General features: G+C 43.0%; 13 protein-coding genes. 10 read left to right on the top strand and 3 right to left on the bottom strand.

All coding sequences use genetic code 11. The annotated features are described in order from the left end of the window. Positions 1–352: 352 nt before the first annotated feature. The 7 genes from ACEN82_RS14650 (at position 353) to ACEN82_RS14620 (ending at position 13,001) form a co-directional block, all read left to right on the top strand. Positions 353–3,463, top strand: a complete 3,111-nt coding sequence (locus ACEN82_RS14650; RefSeq protein WP_413317598.1) for a SusC/RagA family TonB-linked outer membrane protein — start codon at positions 353–355, stop codon at positions 3,461–3,463. A 40-nt stretch (positions 3,464–3,503) separates the two neighbouring features. Beyond that, positions 3,504–5,024 (top strand): RagB/SusD family nutrient uptake outer membrane protein, encoded by a 1,521-nt coding sequence (locus ACEN82_RS14645; RefSeq protein WP_413317596.1) that lies wholly within the window; start codon positions 3,504–3,506, stop codon positions 5,022–5,024. Between the two features lie 86 nt (positions 5,025–5,110). Beyond that, the gene (locus ACEN82_RS14640) at positions 5,111–6,511 is read left to right on the top strand and encodes an aryl-sulfate sulfotransferase (RefSeq protein ID WP_413317594.1); all 1,401 of its coding nucleotides are present in this window, start codon (positions 5,111–5,113) and stop codon (positions 6,509–6,511) included. A 10-nt stretch (positions 6,512–6,521) separates the two neighbouring features. Continuing rightward, positions 6,522–7,538, top strand: a complete 1,017-nt coding sequence (locus ACEN82_RS14635) for a c-type cytochrome (protein WP_413317592.1) — start codon at positions 6,522–6,524, stop codon at positions 7,536–7,538. A 230-nt stretch (positions 7,539–7,768) separates the two neighbouring features. After that, entirely contained in the window at positions 7,769–10,750 is a 2,982-nt protein-coding gene (locus ACEN82_RS14630) for a glycoside hydrolase domain-containing protein (RefSeq protein ID WP_413317590.1), read from the top strand. Positions 10,751–11,063: 313 nt separating this feature from the next. Beyond that, positions 11,064–11,624 (top strand): inorganic diphosphatase, encoded by a 561-nt coding sequence (locus ACEN82_RS14625; RefSeq protein ID WP_413317588.1) that lies wholly within the window; start codon positions 11,064–11,066, stop codon positions 11,622–11,624. A 255-nt stretch (positions 11,625–11,879) separates the two neighbouring features. After that, a complete protein-coding gene (locus ACEN82_RS14620; protein ID WP_413317586.1) occupies positions 11,880–13,001 on the top strand; it encodes an XrtY-associated glycosyltransferase XYAG1 in 1,122 nt (373 codons plus the stop codon). A gap of 105 nt (positions 13,002–13,106) precedes the next feature. Here ACEN82_RS14620 and ACEN82_RS14615 read toward each other — a convergent pair whose 3' ends face one another. From ACEN82_RS14615 to ACEN82_RS14605, 3 genes are read right to left on the bottom strand one after another with little or no spacing between them, the layout of a single operon-like run. Further along, positions 13,107–13,430 carry a phosphoribosylpyrophosphate synthetase gene (locus ACEN82_RS14615; RefSeq protein WP_413317584.1) on the bottom strand — a complete coding sequence of 108 codons (324 nt, stop codon included), beginning with the start codon at positions 13,428–13,430 and terminating at the stop codon, positions 13,107–13,109. A gap of 35 nt (positions 13,431–13,465) precedes the next feature. Further along, positions 13,466–14,398, bottom strand: a complete 933-nt coding sequence (locus tag ACEN82_RS14610; protein WP_413317582.1) for a cation diffusion facilitator family transporter — start codon at positions 14,396–14,398, stop codon at positions 13,466–13,468. A gap of 5 nt (positions 14,399–14,403) precedes the next feature. Next, a complete protein-coding gene (locus tag ACEN82_RS14605; RefSeq protein WP_373614154.1) occupies positions 14,404–15,444 on the bottom strand; it encodes an AI-2E family transporter in 1,041 nt (346 codons plus the stop codon). Positions 15,445–15,671: 227 nt separating this feature from the next. On the opposite strand from ACEN82_RS14605, the gene ACEN82_RS14600 reads away from it, so the two are divergent. From ACEN82_RS14600 to ACEN82_RS14590, 3 genes are read left to right on the top strand one after another with little or no spacing between them, the layout of a single operon-like run. Beyond that, positions 15,672–16,910 (top strand): MFS transporter, encoded by a 1,239-nt coding sequence (locus tag ACEN82_RS14600; protein ID WP_413317580.1) that lies wholly within the window; start codon positions 15,672–15,674, stop codon positions 16,908–16,910. A gap of 7 nt (positions 16,911–16,917) precedes the next feature. Beyond that, entirely contained in the window at positions 16,918–17,772 is an 855-nt protein-coding gene (locus ACEN82_RS14595) for an ROK family protein (protein WP_413317578.1), read from the top strand. Positions 17,773–17,784: 12 nt separating this feature from the next. Further along, a complete protein-coding gene (locus tag ACEN82_RS14590) occupies positions 17,785–20,445 on the top strand; it encodes a glycoside hydrolase family 2 protein (protein WP_413317576.1) in 2,661 nt (886 codons plus the stop codon). Positions 20,446–20,467: the final 22 nt, after the last annotated feature.

Here is a 20,467-nt window from a genome sequence, read left to right as displayed (position 1 = left end):
GGCTGATACCACAGTGGGGTTGCGTTTGTAGATCTTATTCCAATCCACTCATAATCAAATTCTTCAAGCTTAGTCCTCAAATACGCAGAATCCATAAAATTGGCGCCTGAATCATCCCGGTTGCGATCTGCTCAATACCACAAAACCCTTCAGGAACCAAGTTTTATCTCCGCAAAATACTTTAAGTCAAACGTTTGCGTAGGTCCGATTTTGCCCAAAACAAACGTTTGCGCTGTGTTTGGAGGGGCGAATTTTTGCTTTCGAAACCCTGTATCTCTAATTTCCAATATTCAAAAACAGAGCTAAATCACAACAGAAAACTAACAATTAATTAATACTAACACCACCACGTATGATTAAAATTTACTCAAACCCCGACAAGGGCTTCAGCAAACACATTTATTTAAGGAGGCAGATCAACGGCCTTTTTAAATTGATGTGCTGTTGCCTGCTACTATTATTGCCAGTACTTGCCAACGCGCAAACAACAATCAGCGGTAGCGTAAAAGATAAAGACGGCCCGGTAATTGGCGCTACCGTTACCCAAAAAGGTGTCAAAAATACCACCACAACCGATGTTAACGGTAAGTTTAAAATTACATTGAAGGGCAATTCAACAGTGTTGGTTGTTTCTTATGTAGGGTATAAACCACAGGAAGTATCAATTAACGGATCCTCAGACGTTACTATCACTTTACAGGAGGACCTTAATAAACTGAACGAAGTAGTGGTAGTAGGTTACGGTACCGTTAAAAAAGGCGACCTTACCGGTTCCATCAGTTCAATCAAAAGTGATAACCTGACGCTTGGTGGTACTACGGCCAACATTGGGCAGGCTATCCAGGGTAAAGCAGCCGGTGTACAGGTACAACAAGCCAGCTTTGCACCAGGCGCTGGTATTAATATCACCGTGAGGGGTGGTAACTCTATCAATACTTCTACAGCACCATTGTATGTGGTTGACGGTTTCATCAGTGAGGCAGGTAGCCAGGTAAACCCGAACGACATTGAAGACATTCAAGTACTGAAAGATGCATCTGCAACTGCCATCTACGGTTCAAGAGGTGGTAATGGTGTTGTTTTGATCACTACCAAAAAAGGAAAAAACGGTAAAGTTTCTTTAGATGCCGATATATCAGGCGGTACCCAATATTTAACTTATAAGCCTAACCTGTTAACCGGTCAGCAGTATACCGATATCCAAAATGCTACTGCCCTTGAAGATGGTAAGCCACAGCCTTATCCATCAAGTTTCAAGGTGGCCAACACAAACTGGTTAAAACTGGCGACCCGCAACGCTACTGTTCAAAATCAAAGCCTTAGTTTAAGTGCCGGCGATCAGAATTCAAAATTATATATCGCAGGTAATCACATTAAACAAGTAGGTGTGCTGCAACATACCGGTTATGAAAGATATACTGCGAGGATTGGCGCCGAAAAAACTGTTAACGAGAATATTAAGATCAGCGGTAACTTTTACGGTGCAAATTCAACCTCAACTTTACAGTCATACAGTGGCGATATCACTGCACCATTGTTCAGCTTATTGACTGCACCGCCCAACGTAGCACCTTACAATGCTGATGGTACTTATAATTATTATGTTACCCAAGGTACAAAAACCAATGCTCTGGCTGGTCTATTAGAGCCAACTAATAACAGCGGTAATAAGCTGATCAATGCCAATGTTGGTTTGGATTATAAGATCATTAACGGTTTAACTTATCACCTTACCGCCGGTACAGAATATAATCAAACCACCACCGGGCAGTACCTGCCAACAACTACAATTGCAGGTGCAAAACAAGGTGGTGTAGCTGCCGAACAGATCTATTCAAACTTCAGGTGGATTGCTGAGAACTATTTGACTTATAAGTTCAATATCAAAAAAGACCATGATTTTACCGTATTGTTAGGTACATCAAACCAAAAAGATGTTGCTGAATCATTATTATCCGGTGCAAAAGGCTTTTCAACCGATGCGTTCCTGTACTATAACTTAGGTGCAGGATCATTAAGTAACGGCTATGGAAGTAGCAAGGCAGAAGCTTTTCTTACATCGTACTTTACAAGGTTAAATTATGCTTACAAGGACAAAATTTTGGCGTCGTTCTCTTATCGTGATGACCGTTCGTCGCAATTTGGTTCAAACAAACGTTCTGGCTTTTTCCCGGCGGGTGCTGTAGCTTATAAATTAACTGACGAGGATTTTGTAAAAGATCTGAATACTTTCTCAAATTTAAAGGCACGGGTTAGCTATGGTGTTACCGGTAATGACCGTATTCCCGCAAGCTTATACCTTGCTACATTTGGGCCGTACAGCACAGTGCTTAACGGAAGCGGCCAGCTACAAACAGGTATCGAACCTAAAAACCTTGCAAACCCTAATCTTCAGTGGGAGGCAACAAGGCAATTGGATATTGGTTTAGATATGGGCTTTGCTAATGGCCGTATCAACGCAAGTATTGATTATTATAGTAAAAAAACTACCGACCTGTTGATCCAGGTTCCGATTGGAGCACAATGGGGGGCTACAAATGGAACCCAATATATCAATGGAGGAGCTGTTCAAAACAGGGGTATCGAACTTTCGCTAAATACAAGCAACCTGCGCAGTAAAGACCTTTCATGGAATACTACAGTTACGTTTGCTTATAATAAACAAAAGACACTGAATTTAGGTCCGGGGGTTTCGATAATAAGCACAAACACTGCCAACCCAAGCGGTACCGTTTCGGGGCAGGAATTTACAAGGGTTGTACCAGGTATTGAATTAGGCGAACTGTATGGCTATGTTTACGAAGGTGTTATAAAAACCGGCGAAAAATACGGCCCGCAGCTAAACTCAAAAGCAGGTGACCCTAAATATAAAGACGTTAATGGCGACGGTGTAATTACCCCGGCCGACCGTACTTATCTGGGCAACTCTAACCCGCATTATATGGCAGGTTTCGGTAATGATTTTCATTACAAAGGCATCGATCTTGGTATATTTTTCCAGGGAGCGTTTGATTATTACCTGTACAACATGAACGCCATGGTACTGGAATCAACAACCGGTGCGGCTGCATTAAACAGGTTTGTTGCAGGTAAAAACGAAAATACATCTGTTCCGCGTGAGGGTTATTACCTCAGCACCTATGGCAGCTACGTAAACTCGCGTTTTGTTGAAAATGCTTCTTACGTGCGTTTAAAATCCCTTACGCTGGCATATAACTTCCCTGCCTCATTATTTCAGAATATGAAAATTTTACAAGGTATCAGGATCTATGCCGAAGCTCAAAACTTGTGGACTATCACCGGTTATAAAGGTACCGACCCGGAGGCAAACGTACATGCAGATGACACCAATGGACATCCTGGCCAGGTAGCCTTAAGGTCTGCTACTGCCGGTGGTTTGGACTTCAACTCGTTCCCGGCATTCAGAACCATAACATTCGGTATTAAGGCATCAATCCATTAATGAATTATCCATTTAAGGGATCAACAAAATTTAAATCAAAATGAAAAAATATAATATTCTACTCCTTGCAACTGCGGTTATTACACAATTTTCGTGTAACAAGTCCAGCCTTGAACCAAAGATATATAGCAGCTTAACAAGTCAAAATGCATTTTTAACCAAATCAGATGCTATTGCTGCCGTGAATGCAGTTTATGCCCGCCTTAAAGGTCCGGCGGTTGGTGATAACTTTGATTATTGGACAGTAAGGCACTTCGCCCTCACCGACTTAACTACTGATGTAGGTCACTGTAGCTACGCCGGTGACCCGGGCCAACTGTCACTGGTGCAATGGAACTCGGCCAACGGTTTGATAGCTGAAGATTACAGGCAGATCTATAAATTGGTGGCCAACGCAAACAACGCTATCTATAATATTTCGGCAATGAAAAGTATTACAGATGCCCAGAAAAATCAGTTTTTAGCCGAAATGAAATTTTTACGTGCCATTGCTTATTCCGATCTTACTGATGCCTGGGGACCGGTGATCTTAACTACGGAAAAAGATATAGCCAATCCTGATTATAAGGCGCAAACTGCGCCAAGCCCTGTTGCGGATGTTGACGCGCTGATGATCAGCGACCTGCAAAATGCAATCAATGTTTTGCCTAAAGATTACACAAAAAGTGATATCTACACAACTAACGATGTTGGCCGGGCCACTAAAGGTGCGGCGATGTTCCTGCTGGCTAAGGTTTATCTGCGTGAGCACCAATGGCAAAAAGCGGCTGATCTTACAAAACAGGTAATGGATTTGGGTATTTACCAGTTATATCCAACTTATGAGGGTTTGTTTAAAGAATCAAACACCTGGTGTTCTGAAAATATCTTCTCGGTATTAAGCGATGCTAACGTTAACGGAACAGAGTTATTGAACCACTTCGGTCCGCTAAGCCATCCGGTGTTAACCGACAGGTGGCAGTACTACGCTGTAACCTGGGATTTTTACAACAGCTATGGCGATGAGGATGACCGTAAAAAGATGTTCTTCACCCAATACCAGGGCGTCGACGGCTTAACCCACAAACAAGCCCCTTCGCAGGGCGCTACCGCTCCGGATGGAGTATTGTATATGCCGGATGTTGCAACCATGAAGTATGCCGATCCCAATGGGGCCAACACTTACTATGATGGCCATAGTGTGGATGTTTTACGCTATGCAGATGTGTTATTAAGTCGCGCCGAAGCTTTAAACGAATTGAATGGTCCAACCGCAGAGGCTGTTTCATTAGTAAACCAGGTTAAAGGCCGCTCACATGCCAAATTATTGGTGCAGGCTAATTTGACCCAGGCAACTTTCCGCGATGCATTGTTACAGGAACGCGGCTGGGAGCTATATTATGAAGGCAAAAGAAGGGCCGACCTGAAACGCTTTGGCAAATATGATGTGATCGTGAACGCTTACTTAAAACGTGTTGGCCAAACCAATACCGTACAGTTGCCGCGCGACGAGTATTTCCCATATCCGCTTAACCAGGTTAATATCAACCCTAAGCTGAATAATGCGGGCAGGCAGCAATAAGCATAAATTCAAATATTAGTAAAGAGTATACAGCCTTCAATGGGTTGTATATTCTTTACTGTTTAACCGGTATTACAAAATTAGTGATGAAAGATTGGTTTAAAGTTTTAGCGAAGGGGCTGTTGATTTCAGTAATTTGCGGATGTTCAGGCGGCAATCTTATAAAAGAAATTCACATCGGTTTATACAATAACAATGAGCTAAAAATTAAGCTTGATGTTATGACCAGCAAGCCTGTTGATCTGTATGCCGAATACTGGATAGAAGGTAAGCCGCCGGTTAAATACCGGTCGACTACTACCAGTAACGGCACATCATATAAGCTTGTACTTTGCAATATTTTGCCTGATACCACCTACTCATATCATATCGTAACTATAGATGGTGGCGATACGGTGGTAAGCAAACCCCATACTTTTAAATCGCACGAGTTGCCATTGTTTTTACAGGAACAGTTCAACGCAAAAATTGCTGCGAAAGCCACCGTGCCCGCACAGTTTAACGACGGTTTGATGCTTATTAATAAACGTTACGCACCCGGTGTGGCATTTTTGGTTGATGCAAAAGGACAGATCAGGTGGTATCATATGATTGACAGGCTCGGTTTTAAGGTGATCAACTTTACAAAGGATAAAACCCTACTCTCTATTTTAGGCCGTAACGACGAACCCACCAGCTATGGCAGCGAGATACTGGAGATCAATATGTTAGGCGATACTTTACTGCACCTTACCAAAGGGCAGGGCGATTTCAAGCAAACCATTCATCACGAAATATTGAAGAACGATAAGGGCCAGTTGGTAACCATTTTTGTGGATAAGAAAATTATGGATCTAACATCTGTAGGGGGAAGTAAACAGGATACTGTTAACGGAGATGGCATTATGGTGATGGATAAAGCCGGCAAGCAGCTTTATAAATGGAGTGTGTTTGATGTAATGGATCCGCTGAAAGATGCTAAGATTCTGAAAACTAAAAAAGACTGGATGCATGCCAACAGTCTCAGCTATGATACAGACGGCAATTACCTGATGTCGTTCTACAACAACGGGCAGATCTGGAAAATCAACTCGCGCGATGGTAAGATTATCTACAAGTTTGGTAAAGGCGGTACCATAGCCATGCCTGCCGATTGTAACTTTACCCAGGCCCATGCAGCTCATGTCAATAAACAGGGCAACTTGATGTTTTTTGATAACGGGGTAGAGAAACACCAGTCAGGCGTGTATGCAATGAAAATTGATGAAAAAAATCAAACGTCGACCGTTGCCATGCACATTAAACTACCTAAAGAAATTTTTAACGGACGTATGGGCAGTGCCTATATGATCAATGATACAACCACATTGGTATGTTGCTCCAAAAGGCATATTGTGGTGCTGGCAAATGATAAAGGCGTTTTGCAATGGACGATGGAAACATCGGTGCCAACTTACCGTGCAGGTTTTATAAAATACGAACAGCTTGATCCATATTTAAAACCGTAAATCATTAAAAATGAAAAAGAAATATCAATATATAGCTTTGCTGTTGTTGTTAGTCGCTTTGGCGAGCGTTGCCCAGTTAGTGTCATGTAGCGGGAGCAAAGCCGAAGAGACAAATAAAGCTGATTCAGCGGCTGTGAATAACCTGATTGCTGTGGATACCTCCAAAATGCCCGGCGGTAAATATGGCGATGCGGTGCGTTATGGCCGCGAACTGATGTTGCATACCGCATACTATATTGGTCCCGAAGGGGTTAACGGACATTACACCGGCAATAAAATGAATTGTACCAATTGCCACCGTGATGCAGGTACAAGACCATACGCTTTTAATTTGGTTAGGTCATTTCGTGATTATCCGCAGTACAGGGCAAGAGAGGGCAGGATCTTATCTTTGGCCGAGCGCATCAACAATTGCGTAATGCGCCCTAATCTGGGCAAACCATTGCCGTTGGATGGAAAGGAAATGATCTCGATCATGGCTTACCTGAAATTTCTGAGTGATTCGTCAAACATATCTAAAACTACCAAAGGGTTAAAGAATATGGAAGTCGAACTGCCGGATGTTGCGGCATCATCAGACAGGGGCGAAGTGCTATACGCGCAAAACTGCGAGCGCTGCCATGCCAAAAACGGCGAAGGCAAAATGCGTTTTGATAATGTAACTTACGAATATCCACCGGTATGGGGATTATTGGCCTATCGCCCGGGTTCAAGTATGCACAGGGTTGTTAAATTAGCGCAATGGCTAAAAGGCAACATGCCTTATGATAAAACAGCCGAAGGCAAACCCTTCCTGACCGATGCCCAGGCGCTTGATATAGCTGCTTTTGTTAATGACGATAAAAAGCATAAACGTCCTTTGCCTAAGACTACTAAGGAGGTTGATTATCCGCATTACGAAGAAAAAGCGATTGATTATGACAAAGGGCCGTTTAAAGATCCTTTTTCCGAACTGCAGCATAAATACGGACCATACAAACCTATTATTGACTATTGGGAAGGCCAGGGGATTACACCGGCTATTTAGAAGATAAATAACAGATGCCGTCGCTCGGCTCCAGCCGAGTGACCGCTATTACCAGGTCTCCGGCCTGTACAAGGCGGCCGGAGGCCGCAAAATAGTTGCCACTCGGCTGGAGCCGAGCGGCGGCGAGGTTTCACCTTAAGTTAAGGGCTATGGGCAGCAGCCGAGCGGCGGCGGTTTCGGGAATTATAATTCCTGAACAACATTATAAAAAGACTGACTAAATTTATTTCATGAAAAAACAATTTTTAGCTTTCACTTTCCTTTTAGCGGGCCTTGCTGCTTCGGCACAAAAAGTGCCTTATACTAATTGCGATAAATGCTGGCTGGCCGATTCATTGGGTAACCATCGTGTGGTGTTGACCTTTAATGGCACAGGTAAAGTGGCTAAAGCAGTGATCAATTGGAGACGCAGGGATAACGAGCCCGAAAATAAGCGGATCATTATTCAGGATGCTAAAACCAAACAAAAGATTACCAACGTAAAAATCGGAGCAGTAAACCGTGAAAGTGGCGAGATGTATTTTGAGCCGACATCGGGTAAGGGCACTTACTTTGTGTATTACATGCCTTATAAAAATGAGGGGCGCTCAAACTATCCTAAAGGCGTTTATCTTAAACCCGAAAATACAGCTTCGACTGAGTGGCTTAACGCAGTAAGCGGCAAGGCGCCTGTAGCTTCGGTAAAAGAGTATCAGTCTATCGATGCTTTTAATAGCTTTTACCCGATGGAGGTGATAGCCACCCGGGCAGAAACCGAGGAGTTGGTGAACAAGCATAAAACTGAACCATTTTTAATTTTTCCTGAAGACAGGATGAACTCCATCCGCATGACCAAAGATTTACCGCAACGCTGGATAGAGATTGGTCCGCAGAGTAAATACAGCGGTGAGGCCGCCCGCGGCGAAAACTTTGCATTTCAATTGGGGATTTACGCGTTACAAAATATTGAAAATGTACAGGTAACATTCAATGACCTTAAATCGGCTACTGGTAAGGTAATCCCGGCTTCGGCACTATTTTGTATCAATACCGGGGGCACTACTTATGATGCCAAACCGCTTACTAAGGTTGTAAACGTAGCCAAAGGGGAGATCCAGGCATTATGGTGTGGGGTAGATGTATCTATGGCTGTATTACCTTCGGTTTATACCGGCAAAGCTACCATCAGCATCAACGGTAAACCCGAAAAAACAATTGTTTTGTCGGTTAAAGTAAATAGCAAAATATCGAAAGATGGCGGTGTAAGCGAGCCTTATAAAATGACCCGCCTGGGCTGGTTAAACTCAACCATGGCACAACAAAATACGATCATTGCGCCATATACACCGCTTGAAATAAGCGGCAATACTATTAGCCTGCTTGGTCGTAAAGTAGAGGTGAATAAAGATGGTTTTCCAAAACAGATCCAGACTTACTTTACCCCGGAGATGACGGAGTACGCGGCAACACCCAATAACCTGCTTACTGAGGGTATTCACTTTCATTTTATCGACGCCGCCGGAAAAAAGATAAACCTGAAAAGCCAGGGCGTACAGTTCATCAAAAAAGAAGCCGGCACAGTGCAATGGACTGCTATAAGCGCCAATGATAGTTTACAAATGGATGTAACTGCCTCATTGGAGTTTGATGGTTTTATGGCTTATACCGTAAAAGTGAAAGCCTTACAGGATGTTAGTCTGAAGGATATCACCATGCATATCCCTTTTAAAAAGGATTTTGCCAAATACATGATAGGTCTTGGTCAAAAAGGAAGTTATCGTCTCGAAAACTTTGAGTGGAAATGGGATGTTGCGCACAAAAATCAGGATGGTGCCTGGATAGGTAATGTGAACGGCGGCTTACAATATTCATTAAGGGATGAGAAATATGTCCGTCCATTGAATACTAATTTCTATTTGCAAAAGCCTTTGTTGTTACCAACTTCATGGGGTAACGATAACAAAGGTGGTATTAAAGTGGCATTTGACGGTAAAGCGGTATTGGCCAATAATTACAGCGGCGAGCGCGACCTGAAAAAAGGCGATGAGCTTTATTATAACTTTACTTTATTGATAACGCCTTTCCATACCATCAATACCGATTTTCAGTGGGCTACAAGATTTTATCACGCGTACAAACCTATTGATACTATAAAAAAAGCTGGAGCAACGCTTATCAATATTCACCACGCAACGGCAATAAACCCAACTATTAACTACCCGTTTATTGCATGGCAAAAAATGAAGGCCTATGATGACTCGGCCCATGCCGCCGGGTTAAAGGTGAAAATCTACAATACCATCCGCGAGCTATCAAACCATGCCTATGAAACTTTTGCGTTGCGCAGTTTAGGCCATGAGATCTATTCGCCGGGTAAGGGTGGAGGTTTTAGCTGGTTACAGGAGCATGTGGGCGATGACTATATTGCCGCCTGGTTTGTACCTGAAATCAAGGATGCCGCTATTATTAACAGCGGCATGAACCGCTGGCATAATTACTACGTGGAAGGTATGAACTGGTTAACCCAAAACGTAGGTATCGACGGTATTTACCTTGATGACGTGGCTTTTGACCGCGTTACCATGAAACGTATCAAACGTGTGTTAACCAAAGATGGTCATCCCGGCATTATTGACTTACACTCGGCTAACCAGTACAACAAAAGCGACGGTTTTAACAACAGCGCCAACCTGTACATGGAGCATTTTCCTTATCTGAACCGTTTATGGTTTGGTGAATACTTCGACTATGAAAAAAATGATCCTGATTTCTTCCTGACTGAAGTGAGTGGTATTCCGTTTGGTTTAATGGGCGAGATGCTGCAGGGCGGAGGCAATAAATGGCGTGGCATGGTTTACGGCATGACTAACCGTATGCCATGGAGCGACGGTGCCGATCCGCGCCCGATCTGGAAAGCCTGGGATAATTTCGGTATGAAAGGCACAAAAATGATTGGTTACTGGGTTGACGATAATCCGGTGAAAACAGATAAAGCCAAAATTATGGCAACCGTTTACAAAAAGAATGGTGCCGCCATGGTGGCCGTTGCCAGTTGGGAAGATGCCGATACTGATTTTCAGTTAAATATCGACTGGAAAAAATTAGGCATTGACCCGGCAAAAGCAACTATTACTGCTCCGGAAATTAAAAGCTATCAGCCGGGCAAAACATTTGGCCTGAACGACAGGATCCCGGTTGAAAAAGGTAAAGGCTGGTTGTTGATCATTAAATAACGGTTAATGGATAAAAAATGGTTTATAACCATATACTTTTACATTGGCAGATCACTGAGTTAAACCCGTAGCCTGCCTTTGTGGTTTATTGATTGCTGGTTTATTATGTTAGTTTGCAGTAGTGGTTTGTACCAAAAGCATGCATAGCGCCTGCGTTTTTATAAAAGCCGTAAACCCTTGAAACTGAACGGTAACAAGCTCTTGATGCATTTGGGTAATAAAGTGAATTGAAATAAAATGAAAATATTTTAATCGAATCGGTAAATTGTTGGTACTTTCATAAAAAAATAACCAAAATATTGAATTACTACCAATGAATACACAGCATCCATGGCATGAAGTTTCAACCGGGCCTAAAATTCCCTATGTTGTAAACGCCGTTATTGAAATTCCCAAGGGCTCAAAAGCTAAATATGAGATTGATAAAGAATCCGGACTTTTAAAATTAGACCGTGTGCTTTTTTCTTCTGTAATGTATCCGGCCAATTATGGATTTATCCCTCAAACCTATTGCGATGACGAGGATCCGCTTGACATTTTAGTTATATGCTCTGTTGATGTTTTTCCGATGTCTATTATTGAAGCGAAAGTGATTGGGGTAATGCATATGATTGATAATGGCCAGCAGGATGATAAAATTATCGCTGTTGCCAATAATGATATGTCGGTTAATTATATAAATGATTTAAGCGAGTTACCGCCGCATACTATTAAAGAGATTGAGTGCTTTTTTAAAGATTACAAGGTTTTGGAAGGTAAAAATGTAACTGTTGAACGCTGGATGGGGGTAAGTTACGGCCATCAGGTGATAGAAGATAGTATGGTATTATACGATGTTAATTTTAAACCCGGCCAAACCAAAGTTGCCGGTTAAAATATTAAGATCTGGCAAAAAATGTTTAACCCTGCTTCTTTTTAATTGAGTTGCGGCGTTTAAACATTTTTTATTTTTGCTTCGTACCGGCGGGGAGCGCAGCGCAGATAATCTTTATGAGTTAGTACCGTTGGTTTCCTTCGGGATTTGCCTGGTCCGTTTATACCTCGATAATTTTAGGTTTAAAATTGCAGCAGGCTAAATAATCCCTCAGCGGGATGCATATTTGCATTCTCATATTGCTAATGATGTTTTATGAAAATACTGCACATTATACCTGCTTATAAACCCGCTTACGGCTACGGAGGTCCAACTGAATCTGTATCGCGGCTATGCGAGGGATTAGCAGCTAATGGGCATGTTGTTGACGTTTATACCACTACAGCCAACGGTAAAACCGAACTGGATGTAATACCCGGCACTATAACAAATGTGGAAGGGGTTAATGTAATTTATTTTAAACGGATCACCGGTGATCATACACACGTTAGTCCGGCATTATGGCGCAGGCTTGTTAAAACTGCCAACCACTATGATGTGATCCATATTCATTCGTGGTGGAGTATTTTAAACGTAATTGCTGCACGGCTCGCCTTGTTCAGTAAAGCCAAGGTTATTTTGGCGCCCCGCGGCATGCTAAGCGGGTACGTATTTGAAAGCGGGAACAGCAGCTACAAAAAATTGATCCATAAATTAGGCGGCCGTAAAATATTAAAGAAATGTGTGCTGCACACTACCGCACAATCCGAATATATGGAATGCAGAAAGTTGATTCCGGGCTGGCAGGGCTTTGTATTACCCAATATTTTATCATTACCTGATATCGAAATAAAGGAACCCCGCAATGAGTGTTTCACGGTTGTTTTTATGTCGCGCATTCATCATAAAAAAGGACTTGAAAAACTGTTTACTGCTATAAGCAAACTCTCTTTTAATCTGAAACTTGTTATTGCCGGCGATGGCGAAGAAGCATACGTACAGCAATTGAAACAACTTGCGGATGAGTTAAATATAGCTTCAAAAATTGACTGGATAGGCTGGGTGAACCGGGATGAGAAATTTGAACGGCTTAACCAGTCTGATCTGTGTGTCCTCACCTCCTTTAATGAAAACTTCGCGAATGTGGTGGTTGAATCATTGCATATGGGTACAGCTGTTTTAGTTTCCGAAAATGTAGGTCTTTCTGATTTTGTTGGCGAAAATAACCTGGGTTGGGTCTGTACATTAGATACCGACAGCATTATCGAAAAACTGAACGAAGCCCACTTTGGAAAGCAAAAATTAGATCACATCCGTAAGCATGGCCGCGAAATTATCCGAACGACATTTCATGAGCAGGTGCTGATAAACAAGTATTACGAAGAGTATTTAAAATAATCCTCTTTTCTTTCGGTCAATTTACTATCCCCGATGGCTGCCTTCCTTTAAAGCTAAGGCCGAAATGTGCGTTGGAAGCGAGGCTGGTATGGTTAAGGGGCCAGACTATTGCCGGCCCTGCTGATACTTATAATGTAAATTCTTTAGCGTTTCGATAGTAGCCTCATCTGTCGAGATCCCATAGCCCGTTACCAATGTGCCTTTAACACCGTCTGCTGAAGCAAGGGCGTAAACAATAGCCTCATCGGCAGGGTCGGAGGGGCCTTCGTAGCGGTATAGATCGACTATTTCAAATTCTTTTACCGGGAAGTTTTCCGCGCCTGCCTTAAGATGGTCACCTTCCAGGCTAAATTCATGGGTATAGCCCTGTTCTTTTAATTTGGTTATAGCTTCGGTTACCGTTGCGTAATGAAATTTTTGTTCTTCCATGAGATAGGTGTTTGTTATCAATAGCTAATATACAATTAAAGTACGCTGCCTGTTTCAGTAATTTCTGCCGAAAATGTTTCGGGTTGTACCAACACAAAGCGCACCAAACTAAACTCCTGCTTAATACAATCCCGGATCCGGCCTATAGCTTCGTTGATTTGTTCGGTATTCAGATCATCTTTAAAAGCTACTATCAGCATCAAAATAATTTCATCGGGCGATTGATAAGTTGACAGCATGTGCATCACCTTTAAAACAGCATTGTCCTGTTCAACGAGGGTGCTTATCTTAGTCCTCGATTCAGACGAAATACCCTCGCCCATAAGCAAACTCCTGCTCTCCCGGGCTAATATGGCCGAAACACCAACCAATATCAATCCAACCAATAATGATGCTATACCGTCAAGCACGGGAATGTGGTAACGATGGTTCAGGAACATGCAAATGCCAACAATAAAAAGCCCTGCAACGGCTGCACTATCCTCAAACATCACTAAAAAGGTTGAAGGGTCTTTGCTTTTAACTACGGCGTCCCACCAGGTTTGATCGCCCCTTATGGCGTTAAATTCTCTCAGGGCGATGATGAGCGATGAGCCTTCAAATATGACGGATAATCCCAAAACGATATAACTCATCGTAGGATCGCCAAGGGGTTTGGGTTCGCGGATATGTAGTATGCCTTGGTAAATGGATAACCCTCCGCCCAGTCCAAATATCATGATAGATACAATGAACGACCAGAAGTACAGCTCCTTACCGTAGCCAAAAGGGTGGGTTTTATCGGGCTCTTTGCGTGCCCGGTGCAGACCAAGCAATAGTAGCAATTCGTTAGCAGTATCCACTACCGAGTGAATCCCCTCGGAGATCATAGACCCGCTTCGGCCTATAACGCCCGCTATAAATTTGGTTACTGCTATGAGCAGGTTGGCAATAAGTGCGCTATATATCGATTTTTTTGATGAGGGCATATTCCTTAATGCGCTATTACCTCGGCATCGCCAAGTTTTTTAACATACAATTCATCAACCAAAATCACAATGATGGCCACAATAGGAACTGCCAATATGATACCCAGTACCCCCGAAAGCGTTCCCATAACCACCTGGCTGATGATGGTAAGTGCAGGAGGCAGGTTGATCATACGGTTTTGTACTATAGGCACTACGATATTGCTTACTACGGTTTGCGATATTACATAAATGAGCGCAACTATAATAGCTGTATTTGTGCCCACGGTAAGGGCAAGTAATACACCCGGTATCATGGCTATAACCGAGCCCAGGTTAGGGATGATCTTTAACATGCCTGCAAATAAGGCTAATATCAATGCCGCCGGAATTCCCATAATGCTTAAGCCTGTGGTAAGCAGCAAGCCCAATAATACCATAGAGAGCAGCATCCCTTTAAGCCAGCCTTTTAATGAAAGACTGATCCTGTCCATAATATCCTGTCCCAAAGGTTTTTTTTGATCTGATAGGAGCATTAAAATGCCGTTTTTATAAACATCGGGATTGGTAGTAAAAAAAATACTCAGGAACAGGATGATATAAATATCACCCAGCACGCCAAAGCTGGTGCTGAAAAAGTGCTGTACCGTAACCACAACTTTATCGGGATCATTATCGCCCGAAAAATAATCAAGTATTTGCTGCCCTGTTGGGTTTGAAGCCAGCTTAGCCTTAAAATTATTAACCGTATGCGGAAGCGTATCTTTAAGTAAAGTTATCTGGTGCTGTATGGTTGTGCCCATTAAATAAAACAAGCCGGCTACAATTAAAAATGAACCAACTACAGATATGATCATGGCATACCGTCTGGGCATTTTAGTGTTGCGCTCTATCAGGTCGCCAAGGCCATGAAAATAAGTCGCGATCAGTGCGCCTGAAAGTACCATGAGCAGTACGTTAAAAGCCACCCGGGCTATCAGTATCACTACAACCAATAAGGCAACAATAGCAACAGTGTGCCATACTTTTTCGATATAAGTAAGCTCTTTTTCTTTTTTTGGGGTCATATAGCAGGTATTTGTTCCATTAACACATTCATGTACTCTAAATGTTTTGATTGAATTAAGTTAACAAGATATTCCGAAAGAGATTTAGATCGATTGCTTTTAAACTTTTTAAAATGTTTTAGAAAGGAAGTGTAACAATTTAAATAAGTTTTTATGAAATTATTCCATCAAAAGATTTTTAACGATATTTAGGTTATACCGAACCAAAAACCATAACCCTCCAGTTAATGAAGAAAAACTACTATATCGTAACGCTGATCATGCTTACGTTTTTTGTTATTTCGTTTTTAACCAATATCATCGGGCCGTTATCTCCCGAGTTTATTAAGGATTTCAAGTTGAGCGATGTAATGGCAGGAGTATTGCCCTTTGCATTTTTTATTGCCTATGGTGTTATGTCAATTCCATCGAGCATGCTGGTTCAAAAGTATAATGAAAAAACCATTATGGTTGCTGCTTTTGTGGTAGCGTTCTTTGGCTCTTTACTATTGGCTGTTTATCCTAATTATCTTACTGCCATTATATCCTTGTTTTTAATTGGCTGCGGTATGGCTATGCTGCAGGTGGTGATTAATCCGTTGCTCCGCACATCAGGCGGGGAGGAAAATTACGCTTTTACTTCAGTATTGGCACAGCTCATATTTGGCGGGGCATCCTTTGTTAGTCCGCTGGTTTATTCATACATGGTTAAAAACATGGGGAGCAGCAAGGGGGGTATTTTCCCTTTGCTTGAGGCGCACGTACCCACAGCCATGCCCTGGATCTCGTTGTACTGGCTGTTTGCGGTTATTTGTTTAGGTATGTTGGTGATCATGCTGATATCTAAATTTCCGAAGGTTGAACTGGCCAGCGATGAAAAAGCCGGGCCATGGAAAACCCACGTCGACCTTTTTAAAAAGCCCGTTGTTATAGCTTACTTTATAGCTTTGTTTTGTTATGTGGGCAGCGAGCAGGGCGTATCCTACTGGATGTCGCAATTTTTACTTATTTACCACAAGTTTGATCCGCAAACCACGGGTGCCAGCGCGGTAGCCTATTTCTGGGGATTGATGACCGCCGGCGGCATTTTAGGCTTGTTTTTACTTAAACTGATGGATAGCCGCAAGCTGCTGGTGATCTTTACCATTTTGGCACTCATTTTCCTCACGCTTAGCTTGTTCGGCAGCGCTCAAACATCATTGTATTCATTTTCAATAGTTGGCTTCTTCATGTCGGTAATGTATCCCATTATATTCTCGCTGGCATTGAGTTCGATAGCTGAAGACCACGGTTCATTTGCCGGGATCCTGGTTACCGGTATTATTGGCGGCGCGGTGGTTCAGCTCCTGATAGGAGGCTTGGGCAGCCTGTTTGGCTTAAGACAGGGGATGTTTTTCCTGTACATTACATTTGGCTACATGCTTAGCATCGGTTTTTGGGCTAAGCCACTGGTTACCAACAAAACTATTTTTGATAATAAAGCATAATATATAAATGAGCAATATAAAAGTTATAGGTATTGATCTGGGTGCTACCAATATCCGCGGAGCGGTTGTTAATAATAACACCATCGGTAATATCATATCTCAACGGATAAAAAGCGACGGCAGTGTAGAAGATGTGCTGAACGATATTTATACTGTTGTTGATGCCCTGCTGCAAAACGATAAGGCCAGCGCCATAGGTATAGGCGTGCCCAGCGTGGTTGATGTAGCCGAAGGTATTGTTTATGATGTGCAATATATTCCCTCATGGAAGGAAGTGCACCTGAAAAAACTGATGCAGGAGCGATACAACATCCCGGTATATGTAAATAATGACGCCAATTGTTTTGCCGTAGGCGAGTTATATTTTGGAAAGGGAAAAGATACTGACAGCATGGTTGGCGTGACCCTGGGCACCGGGCTTGGCACCGGCATTATCACCAATGGCAAACTATACGCAGGTCACAATTGCGGTGCCGGTGAGATAGGTCTTTTTCCTTATATCGATAACATCCTGGAGTATTATTGCAGCGGTTCATTTTTTAGTAATGTATACGGATTGGATGGCGTACAGGTATTTGAAGATGCACAGGCCGGCAAAGAGAGGGCATTGGAGCTGTATGCCGAATTAGGAAACCATGTGGGGAATGCAATAAAAATGATCATGTATGCCTATGACCCCGAACTGATTATTTTAGGCGGATCGGTAAGCCAGGCCTTTGAATATTTTAAAGATACCATGTGGCCGCAGGTGAAAACTTTTGCCTACTCAAAAACGCTTGAACGTATAAAAATCGAGATCTCGGAACTGCAAAACAGCGGTATCATTGGTGCGGCCGCTTTGTATTACGATAATCAGAAGTAAAGTTAATCTATCATGAAAAAAATATTAGTAATGTCGGTAATAGCCCTGCTCAGTACAAGGGCATTTGCGCAGGAGCGGCAGGAGAATTTTAACTTACTGTTGAAGGATGACTGGCAGATGCAATCGACAGTTACAGTGCCCGCCGCCGCTACGGAGATTTCGAAAGAAAAATTTGATACCCAAGGCTGGTATAAAGTAAGCGTGCCATCAACCATTTTAGCTGGCTTACTGGTCAATCACGTATATAATTTCGATCCGTTTATGGGCAGGAACCTTGAAAAACTGGCAGATCCGAAGTTGGATAAACCATGGTGGTTCAGGAAGGAGTTTACCCTGCCTGTTGCCGAAAATGGCAAAAACGTGATCCTTCGTTTACATGGCATCAACTATAAAGCCAACGTTTGGTTCAACGGACTTAAAATAGCCGATTCAACAAAAGTTAAGGGCCCATATCGCATCATTGATCTTGACCTCACCAAAAATATCAACTATAGCGGCACCAACACTTTAGCTATTGAAGTGCTTAGGCCTTTTACCCCAAACAAACGTGATGGTGACCTTGCCATTGATTATGCCGACTGGATTCCCTATCCGCAGGATTATAATGGTGGAATCATCAATAACGTTGAAGTGAGAACTTACAATAAAGTAGGTGTGAAGTTTCCATTGGTTACAACAGATTTTGATCTGCCTTCGCTTGCGGTAGCCCATTTAACAGTAGATGCCCAGGTGACCAACTATACCAATAAACCACAGGATGCGGTGATCAAAGGCAGGATCAATGAAAATATATCCTTCGAAAAAAAAGTACACCTGCTGGCTAACGAGTCGAAGAATGTAAACTTTTCACCTTCGGAGTTTAAGCAGCTTAATATCAAAGATCCGTCCATCTGGTGGCCCTGGCAATATGGTAAGCCAAATCTCAACCGCATTGAAGTATCGGCTGTGGTTAATAGAAAGCTGAGCAACTCGGTGAGCGAGAACTTTGGGATCAGGCAGTTTACATCCAGGATTATTGACAATAACCAGTCGCGGGAGTTTATTGTGAATGGCAAGCCTATTATGTTAAGGGGCGCGGCCTGGTCGCCTGATATTTTCCAGCGCCGGTCGCCCGAAAGGCAGGAGCAGGAGATCCGCCTGGTGCGCGATATGAACATGAACATTGTACGCTCCGAAGGTAAAATGGAAGACGATAATTTTTACGATCTGTGCGATAAATACGGCCTGATGGTGATGAACGGCTGGATGTGCTGCGGCACCTGGCAACATCCCGAAAAATGGGATGCGGCAGAACGAAAAGTTGCCATGGCATCAGACAGTAGTGTGATGTACTGGCTGCGCAACAAGGCCAGCTTGTTTGTATGGCTCAATGGCAGCGATATGCCACCGACAGATACCTCGGTTGAGCGCGATTACCTGAAGATTGAAAAGCAGTTAAAATGGCCTAACCCTTTATTAGCAACCGCTAATGAAAGTAAATCAAAGGTATCGGGCTATAGCGGTGTGAAAATGGCCGGCCCCTATGAGTGGGTGCCGCCTATTTATTGGGAAACCGATGCCGCCAAAAAGTATGGCGGTACTTACAGTTTTGCTACCGAGATTTCGCCCGGCCCGTCAATCCCGCCGTATGAAAGCCTGGTGAAATTTATCCCTAAAGATTCGCTGAACGTGACCTCGGCCGCCTGGAACTATCATTGCGGTACAGGCTCATTTGGCACCACAAAGGTATTCGCCAAAGCGCTTTACGGCCGTTACGGCGAAACTGCATCCATTAAAAATTATGTAGCCAAAGCTCAGGCACAAAACTACGAGGCCCACCGTGCCATGATGGAAGCCTACGGGTTAAATAAATATCAAACGGCCACGGGTGTAGTTCAATGGATGCTGAGCAATCCGTGGCCAGGCATTATCTGGCATACATATGATTATTACCTGTATCCGGCCGGTACTTACTTTGGCATGAAAAAGGCGATGGAGCCGCTGCATGTGCTGTATTCTTACAAAACTAATGAGGTAGCAATTATCAACTCCTATTTAAAAACCGTTACTGGTTTAAGAGTTAAGGCTGATGTTTATAACCTCGATGGGGCAAATAAATTTAGTAAAACCACTACTGCCGATATAGGTGCCGATGCATCAAAAAGATTATTCGCCCTGCCCGCCATTACCGGTTTAACGGATACTTACCTGTTGCGCCTTGAGCTAAGCGATAAAAACGGCGAAACTAAAAGCATCAACTGGTATTGGCTCTCCAAAAAAAGCGATGAGCTCAACTGGAAAAAGTCAAACTGGTTTACCACACCACAATCGGCTTATGCGGATTATTCGGCCCTGCAATCTTTATCCAAAACCAAATTAATTGTTACCCAAGCCGGCAAATTCGAAGGGGACAGTACTTCGCATATGGTAACTATCAAAAATACAGGCAGTGCAGTTGCGTTTTTTGTACATCTGCGCGCTTTGAAAGGGCAAGGTGGCGACGATATTTTACCTGTGATCTTCAGCGACAACTATATCTCACTGGCACCGGGCGAAAGCAGGGTGATCAAGTGTACCTATAGCACTAAGAATGCCGATGGTACAGCGCCTTATTTCCTAACTTCGGCCTGGAACCTGGATATAGCTGCAAGCAGTGGCGATTGTGGGTTTGAAGATGGGCTGCCGAAGGAGTAGTTTATTCGGAAAATAAGCTGAT

It is taken from the genome of Mucilaginibacter sp. Mucisp73, from assembly GCF_059491465.1.
This window is presented reverse-complemented; position numbering and strand designations above follow the sequence as displayed.